Annotated in this window: 16 protein-coding genes; 10 read left to right on the top strand and 6 right to left on the bottom strand. The window is 66.3% G+C overall.

Features of this window, described 5'->3' with window-relative positions; translation table 11 throughout:
- The first annotated feature begins 54 nt into the window (after nucleotides 1–54).
- Nucleotides 55–348: a hypothetical protein gene (locus MCHLDSM_RS04465; RefSeq protein ID WP_048469076.1), complete on the top strand. Its 294-nt coding sequence runs from the start codon at nucleotides 55–57 to the stop codon at nucleotides 346–348.
- 399 nt (nucleotides 349–747) lie between these two features.
- Nucleotides 748–957 (top strand): hypothetical protein, encoded by a 210-nt coding sequence (locus MCHLDSM_RS04455; protein ID WP_060937623.1) that lies wholly within the window; start codon nucleotides 748–750, stop codon nucleotides 955–957.
- Between the two features lie 268 nt (nucleotides 958–1,225).
- Here MCHLDSM_RS04455 and MCHLDSM_RS04450 read toward each other — a convergent pair whose 3' ends face one another.
- Both MCHLDSM_RS04450 and MCHLDSM_RS04445 read right to left on the bottom strand, forming a co-directional pair.
- Nucleotides 1,226–1,825: a hypothetical protein gene (locus MCHLDSM_RS04450; protein WP_048469073.1), complete on the bottom strand. Its 600-nt coding sequence runs from the start codon at nucleotides 1,823–1,825 to the stop codon at nucleotides 1,226–1,228.
- Nucleotides 1,816–2,262 (bottom strand): hypothetical protein, encoded by a 447-nt coding sequence (locus tag MCHLDSM_RS04445; RefSeq protein ID WP_053082887.1) that lies wholly within the window; start codon nucleotides 2,260–2,262, stop codon nucleotides 1,816–1,818. Before MCHLDSM_RS04445 ends, MCHLDSM_RS04450 begins: the two co-directional genes overlap by 10 nt.
- Nucleotides 2,263–2,476: 214 nt before the next feature.
- Here MCHLDSM_RS04445 and MCHLDSM_RS04440 point away from each other — a divergent pair, with 214 nt between their 5' ends.
- The 4 genes from MCHLDSM_RS04440 to MCHLDSM_RS04425 all read left to right on the top strand — a co-directional run bounded on the left by MCHLDSM_RS04440 (nucleotide 2,477) and on the right by MCHLDSM_RS04425 (nucleotide 6,790).
- Nucleotides 2,477–2,884, top strand: coding sequence for a hypothetical protein (locus tag MCHLDSM_RS04440; protein ID WP_048469072.1), 408 nt, complete (start codon nucleotides 2,477–2,479; stop codon nucleotides 2,882–2,884).
- A 376-nt stretch (nucleotides 2,885–3,260) separates the two neighbouring features.
- Nucleotides 3,261–3,551, top strand: a complete 291-nt coding sequence (locus MCHLDSM_RS38995) for a DUF4333 domain-containing protein (RefSeq protein ID WP_053082886.1) — start codon at nucleotides 3,261–3,263, stop codon at nucleotides 3,549–3,551.
- Nucleotides 3,548–4,792, top strand: a complete 1,245-nt coding sequence (locus MCHLDSM_RS04430; protein WP_082168706.1) for a DUF7373 family lipoprotein — start codon at nucleotides 3,548–3,550, stop codon at nucleotides 4,790–4,792. Before MCHLDSM_RS38995 ends, MCHLDSM_RS04430 begins: the two co-directional genes overlap by 4 nt.
- A 75-nt stretch (nucleotides 4,793–4,867) precedes the next feature.
- A complete protein-coding gene (locus MCHLDSM_RS04425) occupies nucleotides 4,868–6,790 on the top strand; it encodes a serine/threonine-protein kinase (protein WP_048469216.1) in 1,923 nt (640 codons plus the stop codon).
- 16 nt (nucleotides 6,791–6,806) lie between these two features.
- Here MCHLDSM_RS04425 and MCHLDSM_RS04420 read toward each other — a convergent pair whose 3' ends face one another.
- Nucleotides 6,807–7,427, bottom strand: coding sequence for a sensor domain-containing protein (locus MCHLDSM_RS04420; RefSeq protein ID WP_234713858.1), 621 nt, complete (start codon nucleotides 7,425–7,427; stop codon nucleotides 6,807–6,809).
- Between the two features lie 122 nt (nucleotides 7,428–7,549).
- Nucleotides 7,550–8,632: an FHA domain-containing protein gene (locus MCHLDSM_RS35665; protein ID WP_053082885.1), complete on the bottom strand. Its 1,083-nt coding sequence runs from the start codon at nucleotides 8,630–8,632 to the stop codon at nucleotides 7,550–7,552.
- Between the two features lie 319 nt (nucleotides 8,633–8,951).
- On the opposite strand from MCHLDSM_RS35665, the gene MCHLDSM_RS04410 reads away from it, so the two are divergent.
- On the top strand, nucleotides 8,952–9,419 hold the full coding sequence (locus tag MCHLDSM_RS04410; RefSeq protein ID WP_082168740.1) for a hypothetical protein: 468 nt from the start codon (nucleotides 8,952–8,954) through the stop codon (nucleotides 9,417–9,419).
- A 283-nt stretch (nucleotides 9,420–9,702) separates the two neighbouring features.
- Here MCHLDSM_RS04410 and MCHLDSM_RS38035 read toward each other — a convergent pair whose 3' ends face one another.
- The gene (locus MCHLDSM_RS38035) at nucleotides 9,703–9,912 is read right to left on the bottom strand and encodes a hypothetical protein (RefSeq protein ID WP_048469068.1); all 210 of its coding nucleotides are present in this window, start codon (nucleotides 9,910–9,912) and stop codon (nucleotides 9,703–9,705) included.
- A 518-nt stretch (nucleotides 9,913–10,430) separates the two neighbouring features.
- Between MCHLDSM_RS38035 and MCHLDSM_RS04400 the strand changes: the two genes are divergently transcribed.
- Both MCHLDSM_RS04400 and MCHLDSM_RS04395 read left to right on the top strand, forming a co-directional pair.
- Entirely contained in the window at nucleotides 10,431–11,423 is a 993-nt protein-coding gene (locus MCHLDSM_RS04400) for a DNA cytosine methyltransferase (RefSeq protein WP_048469067.1), read from the top strand.
- 72 nt (nucleotides 11,424–11,495) lie between these two features.
- Complete coding sequence (locus MCHLDSM_RS04395) at nucleotides 11,496–11,849, top strand: DUF6283 family protein (protein ID WP_234713857.1); 354 nt, start codon at nucleotides 11,496–11,498, stop codon at nucleotides 11,847–11,849.
- 203 nt (nucleotides 11,850–12,052) lie between these two features.
- On the opposite strand, the gene MCHLDSM_RS04390 is transcribed toward MCHLDSM_RS04395, so the two are convergent.
- The gene (locus MCHLDSM_RS04390; protein WP_048469066.1) at nucleotides 12,053–13,111 is read right to left on the bottom strand and encodes a hypothetical protein; all 1,059 of its coding nucleotides are present in this window, start codon (nucleotides 13,109–13,111) and stop codon (nucleotides 12,053–12,055) included.
- A gap of 115 nt (nucleotides 13,112–13,226) precedes the next feature.
- Here MCHLDSM_RS04390 and MCHLDSM_RS04385 point away from each other — a divergent pair, with 115 nt between their 5' ends.
- Nucleotides 13,227–14,336, top strand: a complete 1,110-nt coding sequence (locus MCHLDSM_RS04385) for a hypothetical protein (RefSeq protein WP_234713856.1) — start codon at nucleotides 13,227–13,229, stop codon at nucleotides 14,334–14,336.
- The last annotated feature ends 41 nt before the right edge of the window (nucleotides 14,337–14,377 follow it).

Raw genomic sequence — 14,377 nt, 5'->3', positions numbered from 1 at the left:
CCGGCGCCTTGCAGGGACGTTCCTTCTGGCCTGGCGATGAAATCGGGAGAGATAATGCAGCAGACCAAGATTCCGGAACGGCAGCTGGTGCAGATGCGGCAGGACGGACTAACAGTGAGCCGTGCGTCGAGGTTCGTCGATCCCCGTGCCGTGCACGCCTGTCTGACGGTGATCCAGCGGCGCGGTGAGGTGTGGGCTTGCTCGGTGTTGGGTCGCGATCTGGCCCGGCGCAGTCTCACCGACGCGCGCTGGCCCTACCTCCTGGCGGGGGAGGAGCACGTCATCGTCGCCGCAGATGTCGAAGAGGATCGACTGGCGGCGGCTCTGCTCGATCCCGACAACGGGTGAACCGGAACATGTTGAAGGGCTGCGAAATGACCGATCGAAACAGCGTCGACGAGCGTCGGCAGTGGGCGTACGCGAACTTGATGCCGCTCTACTCGTATCAGGAGCTCGCATGCATGGACGATGACCAACTGGAGGCACTCATTGACGGGCTTGCCTATGAATGTCCCGATTGCGGTGGCCTTCACGACGGCACGACAACCGGCACTGAGCGGTGCCCTGCATGTGAGCACGATGCCGAATGAAGGGGCACCATCGTGCCCGGCGCCCCTCGCGGGTATCGGCACGGGCGCAGCGGACCACCGGCCTGGGAAGTATCCGCAATCGTCATCGGTGTGTCTGGGTGGCGTGTGATTCTGTAGTTGCAGAGCGGCTTTCGGACTTTCAGAGAGTGGCGGGAAAATGTCGATGAACGTCCAAGGTCTCAGTGATCGGGCGCTGATCCAGCGGATGAACAACGCCGACGATTTCGGCTACGACGACGAGCAGGTTGAATTGGACCGGCGTTTGGAGCAGCGAGGCCTGCAGTGGCGGTGGGCTCCCGTGGGCCAGATGTTCGGCCAGCGCGTCGAAGTGTTTGATCCGGTGACCGGGCAACCAGTGGATCTTTGACCAACGATGAGGCGCGCCCGCCATACCAGCGTTTCGGTGAATCATGCGGCCGGTAAGCGGAATTCGGAAGCTCGACGTTGCCACGCGTGCGGGCGAGAGGGCGCGCTGACCAAGAAGCTGGATGAGCAGGGGTATCGAATCTGTCGGTGGGTGGCTTCGGGGAAGTGTCCAGGAGGGCCGAATACCAACGACGTGACGGGGCGCGGCTAGCACCGTTGGCAGAGGGTCGGGGGTCGTGCGCGCGGTGGCACGGGTGTAGCGGCAGCAGTCATTCGGCCGTGGGTAGAGCTGCGGCGAAGCGGCTCAGGGTGGCTCGGGCTCCGGCGGTCACCTCGGATACCTCGCCTGGTGGGGCGTCTCGGGAGTCGCAGTAGGAGTCGAATGTGTCTTGCAGCTCGGAGAGGGCCGCCGCGGGGTCTGATAAGCCGATCACGGTGAGCACGCTGAGGTGGAAGTCGATCGTCTCGCGTGCGGCGTCGATGTCCGGGGAGAGGGTGCTGGCGTCCTCGGAGCTGTAGGGCTGACCCGACAGTTCGGGTGAGCGGGTCGCCATGCGCATCCAGTGCAGGCGGATGGCGAGGTGACGAACGGTCTGGACGGCGCGTGCGGCGTCGACGAGGGCGTCGCGTCGCTCGGCGCGCGTGGCCCGGGCGTCTTGTGCTTGCCGGTCGAGGCGGGCTTCGCGGGCTTGGGCGGCGAGCTGCTGGTCCAGGTTGGCGCTGCTGGCCGCGATCTGACGCCGGCCGATGACGAACGCTACGCATGCCGCGCCCAGGGCGATGAGAGCGGCAACCGCCGGCGCGAGGTCTCGAACGAGTGTGAGCCAGGGTGAATCGACCCACGTAGGGGCGGCCGCGTTCAACGCCACGGAGGGAGGGTGGCGGCATGTACGGCGTCGAACGCTGCGCGGCGCTGGCGGTGATCACGGGCGAAGCGGCGGCTCAGGGTGCGGGCCTGCATGACGCCGGGCTCGTAGTTGACGAGGTGTTGGAATTGCTCCTCAGACAGGCTGTCGAGATGGCCGTGACCGTCGTGCCCGGTGATGACGACGTTGCCGTGCAGCAAGGGAACTTGGCGCGCGGAGAAGGTCGTGGTGGCCAGCAGTAGTTCGGTGGCGTGCTTGTTGACCAGAGAGTGTGATCGCGGGTTGAACCACATGATCAGGGATCCGTGAGCGGTGGTGGCGGATTCGAGGCGGCCCGGGCTCTCGCGGAGCAGTTCCGCGACGTCCAGAAGGTCGTGCAGCTGGGTGCGGTAAAACAGACCGTTGTGGCTGGCATGCAGTGTGGTCAGCAAATTGAGCATCCATCTTGGGTTTCGGTGATAGTAGGTTATCGCGGCGTGAGCGTCATAGCGCCGACGATGGCGGCCCGTCGCGCGCCGGCGGCGTTCGGCCTGAGCGGCGAGCTTGCGTCCGCCGCGAGGCCAGATAGCCGGAACTCTGTAGATTCGACCAGCAAGGTAGTCGGCGGCCCTTCTGCGTCCCGAAGGATCAGCCGGAGGGGAATGGAGCCCGCCTATGGACGACATCGATGGCCCCTCCGCAGAGGCTGTCTTCCGGATGAAGCCTGCCGTCGCGATCGAGGCTCTGGCCCGACAGTTCGTTAGTGGGCAACGCCTCCTCGCTGACGCACGGCGAGTCCTCGACACGTTGCCTGCCGATGCTCCCGTTGACGCCGTGAAAGAAGTGCGGGAGCGCGTCGACGCCGTGACGGCCTTGTGGGACAGCCAGCAGGGCCCCAATCTCGCAGCGTGCTTCCGGCTCGCGCTCGAGGTGCTCGACACCTATGGCCCTGACGGCGTCGCCGTCGAGGATCCCATTGATGCTGCTATCTGGGACAACAAGTACTTCGTGTGGTTCAGCGAGTTCGGCGGCGAACCGCCCCGGCCCTCCTCTGGCGCCGACGAAGGCGGGAGCGTCCGGTGACTCATCGACTCGATGGGGCGGACGTGCAACGCGCCCGGGCCGACCGGATCGAACCCGAATGACGGCTATGGATCCATCGGACCCGCAGTCGTCATCGGAGCGGTCAACTCCGGACGGGACTGCGCCGTGGACGCCCCAGCCCGCCGAGCCGGATCCGTTCGCGGCGATCCCGTCCGGAGCCGAGGAAAGAGCTGCTGTTGAGCTGCATCAAGAGAGGCCTGGCGAGCCGGCGTCGCCGCTAGATCCGAACGCCGCCGGCGAGCGGGTTGGCCCGCCGCCCGCCCACGGCTTTACCGCAGCAACGACCCCCGACAGTCCACCCGGCCCCAGGGTTGCCAAGACCAAACGTGCCTCTCAAGTCGGTGCCGCCGCTGCGGTGGGCATTGCCGCGTTCCTGATCTTGGGCCTGTGGAAGCCGGGCTTCCTGAACACCACCAAACTCGACATCACCGTCGCGCAACGCAGCATCGAGCAGCTGCTTTCCGACAAGGCCAACGGCTACGGACTAGGCGCAGTCTCCGACGTCACCTGCAACAACGGCCAGAACCCCACCGTGCGCGCCGGCGCAACGTTCACCTGCACCGTGCGTATCAGCGGAATCCCGCGCCGCGTCAATGTCACCTTCGACAACTCCTCGGGCGACTACACGGTGAGTCCCCCGCAGTGACCGTGAGTAAGGCCGCGCACACCGCCAGTGTCCTGCTCGCAATGGCCCTGGCCATCGCTGGTTGCACCCCGATCGTCGACGGGCACGCCCACCGAGACCGGGGCTTTTCCGTAGACTCCGCCATCCCGGGCGTCCTGCGCCCCGGGAATTACCCCACCACTCCATCGCCCCCGTTCGGGACGGCTGACCAGGAGGGGCGCAACGGCACAGTGATCGAGGCGCAGCGCCTGGCCGGCTATGTCGTAGGCCCCTGGGAGGTCGACCCCACACTGCTGCATGCCGTCGCCACCGAGACCTACGCACTCAAGAATGCGAAGGCGCTCAGTGGGCTACTTCCTGACCCCGTCCAATTCCTCGCCGAACGGCACCACTTCGTGCTCGGGTTCTCGTCGGACCGAACCACCTCCATCGAGTCAGGGGGGCAAGCCACCAGCGGGGCCAAGGGCCTCACGAACTCGGTCTGGGAATTCGCCTCGCCCGAAGACGCGCGGGCCGCGGCCGACGACATCAGCCAGCAACCCCCGCCCGCATCGTTGTATCCCAATGGGTCGGTGTCCCCGCACAGCATCCCTGGATATCCGCAAGCCCGCGCCCGGGCAGGCACACTCACCGACGGTACTAGCACCGTCGAAAGCTTTACCCGACACGGCAACTACCTCATCTACAATTACAGCCGCATCCAGAAGGGCGACAGCGACGAAGCCGCCGAGCTGATCGCCAGGATCTTGGATCTGCAACTCCCGCGGCTCGACGAATTCCCGGCCACCGAGCCGGCGCAGTTCGGCAGCCTTCCGGTCGACTCGAGCGGGGTGCTGCAACGAACCTTGCCGGTATCCCGCGAGAATCTGACGATCCAAAACGGTGTGTTCGAGCCGCGGGCGGCACTGCACTTTCAGGGCGACCCGGTCGCATCGGCCAAGCTGTTCACTGACACCGGCATGCAGGCCCAAGGCGTTGGGGACGCGGCCGCGGTGTACCAAACACCCGACGCCGCCGCTGCGAAGACACTGTTCGACGGCCTCACCCGAGACATCACCGCAGACGCCGATTTCATCCCGTTCCCGCCCGCCAACGGCCTGCCCTCGACGACGGTCTGCAGCGATAAAAGCAAGACCGATCCGCTCAGTCTCTACCAATGCCTTCTCACCGCCGGCCGCTACGTCGCGGTGGTTCTGGCCACCCACCCAGAAGAACTTCGCCAGAAGTCCGCTGCCCAGTATCTGATGCTCACCGCCCCCTGACGGCGTCGGCGCGCGGCCGGGGAACGGCTCGTGACAGCGGTAGTTTGAGGCGATGAACAGCACCGAGGCCGCGTGGTGACGCTACCTCCAGGCACCACCATCGCTGGCTACCGCATCGAAGAGAAACTCGGCGCCGGAGGCATGGGCACCGTATACAGAGCCGCCCACCGCTCCTTGCCCCGTCACGACGCACTCAAGATCCTCAGCGCCGAACTCTCCCACGATGAACAGTTCAGATCCCGATTCGTTCGCGAAGCGGATCTGGCCGCCACGCTCGATCACCCCAACATCGTCACCGTCTACGACCGCGGGGAAACCAGCGACGGCCAACTGTGGATCGCAATGCAGTACGTCCAGGGCACCGACGCCGACCGCGAACAGACCGCCGGCCACATGACACCCCAGCGCGCCGTTCATATCGTGACCGAAGTGGCCGCCGCCCTCGACTACGCGCACGGCCGCGGCATCATCCATCGCGACGTCAAACCCGCCAACTTCCTCCTCGCCGCCGAATCCGATCGCGTGCTGCTGGCCGACTTCGGCATCGCGCGCGCACTCAACGAAGCGGCGGGACTCACCCAGGACGGCACCGTTCTGGCCAGTGTCGCCTTCGCCGCACCCGAGACCCTCGCCGGTGACCCTCACGCAGTGGGTCCGCGCGCCGATATCTATTCACTGGGTTGCTCGCTGTTCCGACTGCTCTCCGGGTACGCGCCCTTCAGCGGCGGCCTGGCGGGCATGGCGGCCGCGCACTTGTTGCAACCGCCGCCGTTGCTCACCGACCGTGCCCCGCACCTGCCCGAAGCCCTCAACCCGATCTTGGTCCGCGTCATGGCCAAGGATCCTGCTGACCGCTACAGCAGCGCGGGGGAGTTCGCCGCGGCTGTAGCAGCTGCCCTCGATGTCCCCGCCGGCGCGTCGGCGCGGTCCGCGCGGGTCCCGGATGATCCAGCGCCAAGTGAGGCGTCGACGTATCCCGATGCCCGGTTCAGCGGCCCACAATCGGGACGCAGCAGGCCGGGAGTGGCCGCCCGCTCACGGCGACGGTGGTTGCGCCCGATCCTGCTGATGGCCATCGTTGCGGTCGTGGCCGCCGCCGGCGTTCTGTGGTGGTGGCCAGACCGCACACCGGAGGCGGTCTACCGGCCCCAAACCTTCGACACAGCCCACGGATCGATCACCCTGACCTCGGCGCCGTCGACCGTTGCCGTCGTCGGGCCGGGCGATGCGGACGCCGTGTTCGCGCTCGGCGCGCATCCGGCAGTTGCCGTTGCCGCCGGCGGGATACTTCCGGGATGGCTGCAGGCGAAAGACACCACCGGGACCCACGTCCTTGGCTTCCTCGATACGGCCGCCGTGTCGGCAGCCCATCCCGACGTCATCATCGCCTCCGGCGCGATCGACGATGCGACGTACACGAAACTGACAGCGATCGCTCCCACGATCACTGAACCCAAAGCGCTGCGTCCCCAGGACTGGACCTGGCCCGAACGACTGAAATGGGTGGGGCGCATCCTGGGCAAGCAGCAATCGGCTGATGAACTGATCGCTCTGTCAGATTCGCAGCTGGCCGACATACGCAACGCGAACACTGCGGCGTTCAAGAACAAGTCGGCGACGGCGATCACCCTCACCGACTTCGGGGTCGGCCAAGTCCTGACACCGTCGAACACCGCGGATTACCTGACTGCGCTGGGTTTCGTCTACAACCAGGATCTCAGGCGCGTAGCCACCGATACCTCTGGCCTTCGGCCGCTGGCCAACCCCGAGAAGCTCTACCAAATCGAGTCCGATGTTCTTCTCGTGATCCGCACCGACAAAGCCGCCGGCGGGGGCGGGTTCTCAGGGCTGCCCAAGCAGCTCGTCGCCTATCACGGGACCATCGTCGTCGCAGACGACCCCAACATTGTTGCGGCGCTCGATGATCCGGGCGGAGTGCTGGCCACCCAGTATCTCAACGAGAACCTGGCCCCCCAACTGGCGGCGGCGCTGCAGTAACGCTCCACTTTTGCGGTCAGGCCCGCAGATTCGCTACGAGTCCATCCGCGATGACGCTGGCCTGGGCAACAGTGTCACCCGGCCCACACACCAACGCCTCGATCACCGTGTTCAGATGCGTGGCCACGACGTGCGCACACGTCTTCGCGGCCCCCTTCTGACGAGTCATCAGCGAGACTGCCCGATCCTCTGACGCCGTCGTGATCGGCCCACTAATCCACGGTGTCGTATCACCGTTGGAAAACGACGTGAACGCCTGGCCATCAGGGCACAGGCGCCATTCCCCGGTGATGGTCGACAGCACCATCTTGGGGTGGTCCACCGTCGCCCAGGACGAAACAACCTGCGCCGCCAGCACACCGGTCGCGTCGTCGCTGTTGGCCTCCCCAGCCATGCCTTCCAGGAGCGAACTCATGTAGGCCGTGCTGCGCGCCGGGAATGCCCGGTAGTCACACTGCTGAGGTTGCATCACCGAACTGAAATCCGGCTTGTCGTAGGTCTGTATCGGCTTGAGGCCGGCGTCTCCCACGGTCGCTGCGACGGCGTCGCGCTTGAGGAGCTTCGTTCCCAAGGACGTCGGCGTGATGAAGCCGCCCGAGGGGCTGTCCCCGGCCGGCGGCGCCGCGGTTGAAGACATGAGGGGTGGTTGGGTCCGTAACGTGTGCGCCGCACCAGGGATGGTCGTCGTGCACCCGGTGACCGCGGCCGCGCACACGACCGCCACGGCGCCGGCCGCGCGTGCACCGCGGGGCCTCATCGTCATCGCGAAGCGATTCGACCGGGGCCCTGGAGCTGGGAGATGAGCGCTGCAAGGGCTGCGGCCGTGACCGGGTCGACGTCCTGGCCGTCCTCCACGGCCAGGACCGCGCCCGCGGCGACGCCGGCAGCGTTGGCGGCCTCCTCGGCGGTCAGCCCGCCTGCGGTCCGGGTGGCGTAGAGACGCTGACCGAGAGTGGCGTACGGCGAGCGCGCCGCCTGGGTCATGAGGTCTCCATACATCTGGCGTACGGCGCCGAGTGTGCGCGCGATCGCCGGCGTGCCCTTTGCCGTCCGCGCGGCATTGGCCACGACCTGCTCCACGTTGCGCAGGTCGGCCAAGATTGACGTCGCCACCGGTGTGTACTCAGGATCGGTGATATCGGGGAGCCGGTCGATGGAGGCTCTCAGTGTGGTCAGGTGAAGTTCGATTGCGCTGGCCAGCAGGGGAGCCTCTACTGTCGTCGACAGCGAGGCCTCGGCTTCGTCGCGCAGCTCTCCGAGATGTCCGGCAGGCCAACCAAGTGCATTTTCGAGTTTGGATATGGTCTTTGCCCGCGGCCACCGGCGCCCCTTCTCGAGCGCGATGAGGGCACCGGCGGCAACCACGCCATCGCGGGCCAGCTTGCGTTGGGCTAATCCGAGCTCTTCACGGCGGGCAGCGACCTGAGATCCGACCCGAGCGATGATGGGGTCGACATCCTCGGTGTCGTCAGCGAAGTCTTCCTCGAGATCGGCGTCCGCGTCGGGTTCTGCCGGATCGGCGGGGCGAGGGGGGGCCGTCTCGGTCAGCGTCAGTCGGACGGGAATGCCGTCGGGTGCACCGAGGTGCACCTCCATGGCGCCACTGATCACGATGTCCTCGAAACGCTCGCCGGCCAGATAGGTGCCGTTGCGACTGGTGTCGACGGCGTGCCAGCCGTCCTCACGAGGCTCGAACAGCAGGTGTCGCCGGGAGACGCGGTTGTCGGGAATGTGAATCGTCGCCGAGGGGTCGCGACCCAGCGTGGCGACACCATTGTCTGGCTGAACTGCGAACGTCGTGGCGCTGCTGGTCGCCACCAGCAGCGGGGAGATTTCCGGCACGGCCGGATCCTATCCCATGCTGCTTCATCTTTAAATCGCACACCAGGGGCGATTCGACGGGCAAAACTGATTAGGTGCTGCATCTTTGCGCGGCATCTGCCGCTGGGGGGCGGTTGGGCGTTTCCCACGTCTGCGCTAGCCGACGGACGGGTATGTGCAGTTCAGATGGCTTGACGCAACGCTCCCATAGGGTGCGTACCGCAACACGGGTAACCGCGGGATGCTTCATCTTTAGGTGTTGCATGTGATGCTGACGCGTGGTTATAGTCCTCCCATCTGCTTCATCTATTTGTGTAGCACCGGGAGGTTTTTCCAACTCATGACTGCCAACGCACTCCGCACCGCAGGCCTTACTGATCGGGGCAACCCTCCGCTCGTCGAGGCGCTCGCCGCGCCCCCACTTTTGAAATCGGTCGCTTCCGTCTTCGACCAAGATCACACCTCAGCAGACCGCCACGGCGCCGACGTGCTCGACTTCGTCGTCACCGAAACCACCCACACGGTCGAAATAACGCAACAGCGACCCGGGCTCCCGTTCACCGCAAGGTTCATCAGCGGCGAAACCGGCTGGTACGCCGACGGGTACGAAGCCGGGCAGACGATCCACCACGAATCCGAACAAGTCTTTCGAACACCATTGCCCGAAGTCTTCGAGCTCGTCAACTACTGGCTGCTCACCGAGCACCACATGGCCGTTCTCCCGCACAGCTGGCAAATCAACTCTCTGGATGCCGACAACCAACTCTCGCTCCTCGGCCACGCCGCACCCGCTCGGACAACCGGATGAAGCGCCTCCCGTGGCCTGAGCGCCTGACTGCCTCCCCCGCGAGCCGCCGGTTGATGGGACCGTGCATCGAAACGAGCATCGACTGACTCCGACATCGGACACACCCGCCAGGCCATTGCTCGGAAATTGTGTGCGTCCTGCCCGTGTCCGTCTGTTCTGACCACCGCTGTAACCGCCACACTCCAATCCGGGGGAGCGCGGCGCGTGCAGTGCCCACACCCGAGAACCTAGGGGAGAACACATGTCGACGACGCAGCCACGCACACTCACCGACCTCGACGCGCTAGCCAAGGACGTCGGGGAACACCTCGACCGGCTCGGTGTCCAGCGATGCGATTGGGTGAGGGTGGCGAAGGTCGGAGAAGAAGGCGGAGAAGTCGTCGGCGCACTCATCAAACGCTCCTACGGGCGCGCCGAAACCGCTGACGTCCTGGCGGAACTCGGCGATGTGTTCTGGCTGCGCTCGGCGCTGCCCACCAGCTCGGCGTCGCACCCTCGTCCCTCATCGCCGCGCGGTGGGCCGACGTGGCGCCCCGCTCCAGCGCCTAATGTCGCACCTGGGTCCCGCCGTGGAAGGCCAACAGGATCGCCCGGAACGTCGACCATCGCGCAACTACTTAATGCCGCTGAGTCGGTGCCCGCCGCGGCCAAAGCTGCTCATCTCCGCGGCGGACGTGAATACATGCGCACCAACAGGATTCGCCACTACGCCGGTCGAGAGAAGCCGCGGCACGAGCCGGGTCAAGTGAAGCTCCGCCCATGCGATATCACCTTGCGCCACGCGAATCGAGACGCACGGCGATTGACGATCGACGAGCCTGAGATGTCCCGTGACCGCTCGCGACGGGGCAGTTCGGATCTCCCCGAACTTCGTCCCGCCGCCTCGATCGTGGATGTTGGCTGGGCGCGCATCGCACAGGTTTGGAGTCTCCGACAGACATGGCCTGGCGCCGCAACGCGTCGCCGGCTATTGTAAGTGGCAAGCCACTTAATTATTGACGGGAGGGTGACATGCGCTCACTCATCGACAGCCCCGCGCGATCGCTCGGACTCACGGTTACCGACTTCTTCTCCGGCGCAGGCGGATCCTCAGAAGGACTGCGCCAGGCCGGCTACCGCATCGACGCCTGCGCCAATCACTGGGAAACCGCCGTCGACACCCACCGCCTCAACCATCCCGACACCGAGCATCATTTGGCCAACCTCCACGACGCCGACATGCGACGGTTCCCCCGCACCACCCTGTTGTGGGCCTCACCGTCATGCGTGTGGCACACCCCCGCCGGCGGGCGCAAGAAACTGCCCGTCGACGAGGAGATGAGCCGTAACGATGCAGGCGCACTCGACCGCGCCACCGCGTTCGCCGTCATCGCTGCCGCCGAGGCGCACGGCTACGAAGCTGTCATCGTCGAGAACGTCCCGGAATTCGCCGATTGGGTTCTGTACCAATGGTGGCTCGACGGCATGCGCGCGTTGGGATACCGCGCCCAAACCGCGGTCCTCGATGCCGCCCACTTCGGCGCACCCCAACGTCGACGTCGCTGGTTCGGTGTCTTCACCCGCGGTGGCGTCGTCGACCTCACACCCCCTCCGCCCGAGGTCGTGCCGGCGGCCGCCATCCTGGAAGCCGATCCCGGTGCCCGACTCACCCGCCGCCTGTACGTCTCCCCGCAGATCGACCAGATCGCCGAGATCGATGTCCCGCACTTGGTGATGTACCGGCGCAACGCCCGACCACGCCGTGCCGACCAGCATCCGCTGGCCACCATCACCGCAGGGGGCAACCACCATGGCTTGGCCACGGTGACCTCCGGCGGTGTCTATCACCGGATGCTCACCAACCGTGAATGCGCACGCGCCCAGGGATTCTCCGACGACTACCAGTTCCTCGGCACGGCCAAGCAAGTCAAGCGCCAGATCGGCAACGCAGTGCCGGTTCCCGTCGCACGATGGCTGGGCCAGCGGGTCGCACAGGCGCTGGCCGATCGTCAGGCCGCGGCGTGAACCGCGATATCCGCGGGCCCGCGCCGCGACCATGTCAGTCGTGCCCCTACCGCCGCGACGTTCCCCTCGGGGGTGTGGGCCGCCAGCGAGTACGTCAAAAGCGCCGCATACGACCGGGACACCGCTGCTCAGCCCCCCGAAGTGTTTCTCTGCCACAAGAATTCACCGAACACGGCCCAAGCCCGTCTATGCGTTGGATGGGCGGGCTGTCACGGAGATCAGCTGCTGGCCTTGCGACTGGCCGGTGCGCGCCGCGACCTGCCGCCCGAGGTGGTGCGGGCAGCTATGGACTACGTCAGTTCGGTTCCCCTGTTCGATAGCGGGGCGGCAGCCGCCCAGCATGGTGTGCGGGACCTCGCCGCGCCCGGCCGGCGCGCGAATGCGGTGATCGACGCGATCGTCCACCGGCGACCCGACGTGCAATAGTCCCTGGCGCTGGTAAAACGCCCGCCAGCGAGTATCGGCGAGGTCGGGCGCGCATCGAAGCCGCGCTTGGCGTCGGACTATAGGGCGTACCGGCCGTGGCCGCGGCAACGGCGTCCCGAAAGGCGTTCGTCACGGTCGATTCGCTCTCGCCCCGTGTGTGGGAGTAGCTGTCGGTCGGAGCTAGCGCGCGGTGGCCGGTTTTTTCATGGCTCGAGGTCGGTTCCGGGTCGGGTGCGCAAGACGTGGACGCGTTCTTTGGCGATGAGTGGAGCGTTGGTGGGGCCCTTGACGTAGTCGTCGATGTACTGGGGTCGACGTTGACTGTTGCGCGGCCCGCAGGGCTGTTGGCGCCAGTAGCCCTCTACCGGGATGCGGTGGTCGAGTTGCTTGCCGGCACCGGTCGAGCGGCGGGTGGCTGAGCCACGTCGGAGAAGGTCGACGATGGTGACCGCCGAGGGTGCCGACGGTGATGCCTCCAGGTCGTCGGTGTCGCTGTCGGTCGGCGGTGTCGGAGGCGTGGGCTGACCGATGGTGCGGGTTTCAGTGACGTTGGCCTGGCCCATGAGAAGCCAGGCGGCACCGAGCCCGCTCACGAAGGGGTGCGACCCGACCGCTTTCTGAACCTCGGCGGTGCGCGGTACGTCCGGATTGAGCATGACCGTGTGGCTGCCCCAGACCGGCGATGACATGCCGACCCGGGTGAGCGCGGTCGTCGCCGAAGTGTCCCGGCTGCAGGGTAGGAGCTGCATGAGGCCGTCAGGGCGAGTCCACCATACGATGCCGTCCCACGGTAGTTCGGTGATGTTGGTGGCCGCATCGAGTGGCATGGGGGAGTAGTCGCTGGATCCGAGTGAGGCCTCGGTGTGCTCCGCCGACGGTGTGGCCCACGTCGTGGTGCCCGCGGTCTTCGCCCAGCAGAGGAACCCCGATTGCGCTGGGGCGGCGATGGCGGGTGTCCACTCCGGGAGGGTGTCCGCGGCATGCATCACCGTATCGACCGCCTCGCGCGACACCCAGTACAAGGGTGCGCTCCGGATGGCTGCTGCCTCGTCTTTGAGAACTTCGGAGATCGCCGCCATCTTCGCCTTCGTCCGGTCGATGCGCTTGCGCATCGCGACGAGCTGCGCTGGTGGCTGAGGGGGTAATTCGGTGAAGAGGTGGTCCCAGGAGTAGTTCGCGACCGCGTCGATCGCACGGCACCACTGGCGGCGGATGTCGGGCATGCTGGTCGCCGCCCACGGCGTTGTTCCGCGTCTGCTCATCGCGTCCCCCTCTCGTCGTCGCCCTCCATTCTGCAATGCACGGCAGCTCGCGGGGTCCCCCAGGCGCGCTACCCGGCCCTCAACATGAGCGCACAGCGCGCGTATGTTGGGGTCGGTGGGTCCTTTGTGGACAATCGATCAGGCCGCGCACTACTGGGGTGTCTCCGCCGCCCGGGCGCGCAGCATCGTGTCCTCGCGCCGCATCGACCGAGTCGCCGGTTACTCACGATCCGCGATCCTGTCGGTAACCCTGCGTCGCGGCGCCCGCACCGACCTCATGCCCGCTGCCCGAGCTCTTACCCTCGCCGAGATTGCCCGCTCCATCGCGCACACGGAATCGGAGCCCACCCGCTGGCGCATGTTCCTGGAATTCCGCCGCGGCGCAGCAGAAGTCGGACGCTCCGCTTTGTCCCTGATCGAGGCGGAACCTGGCCTGACCGGCGAGCCACGCTACGACGCGCTCCTTGCCGCAGCTGCCGAGGACATCACAGCCCACTACGGGACTCCGAGCCCGCTGTGGACGGTCACCTGGGAACGGTTCCTCACCTCGGCCTGGTGGGTCAGCGATCTCCCGTCAGCCCGGCTCTACGCATTGGCGGGCACGCCCGCAGCGTTCCGCCGGCGCGGCATCTACGTTGATCGCTACGACCTCGCCGACGACGGAAGGGTGTCCGTGTTCGAACCGCTATTCGGTCGCGACGACACGCTCGACGCGTTCACCGACCTCGCGGCGCGCCTCGAACGCGCAGGCGTGATCGGGCAGGTGCACGTGATCGGCGATGTGACCATGCTCGTGGCCTACGAAACGGTCCGAGCCGGTACGCGAGACATCGGTGCGATGTTCAGCACAGATGTCCCAGTGGTCAACGCGGTCCGCGACATCGCTCACGCACGTCGGTGGCCAAACACGTGGCTGAATGATCACGCCGCGAGCTATGCATCGAGGAACCCGGGGGAGGGGCCGCGGGTTTTCGATCACCCGCATCTGCAAGTGATGTCCACGCCGGCGGACCATCTCCTGGCCATGAAGATACTTGCGGGACAGTCGACGTCGGACCGCGAGGATTGTGTGAGGCTGATCGACTGTCTGCATGTCACCACTCGGCGACAAGCGTGGGACATCGTCGCTCGGTTCTTCCCCGACACACCGATTCCCCTGCGATCGACGAGGCTTGTGCAGGACCTGATAGGCCCTGGCGGTCAGCCCAGGAGGCGCCGGTCATGAGCACCTGGCTTCGAAACGTCGACACGTCGAGCAGCCTAGGA

The sequence above is a fragment of the Mycolicibacterium chlorophenolicum genome, from assembly GCF_001044235.1.
GTDB lineage: Bacteria > Actinomycetota > Actinomycetes > Mycobacteriales > Mycobacteriaceae > Mycobacterium > Mycobacterium chlorophenolicum.
This window is presented reverse-complemented; position numbering and strand designations above follow the sequence as displayed.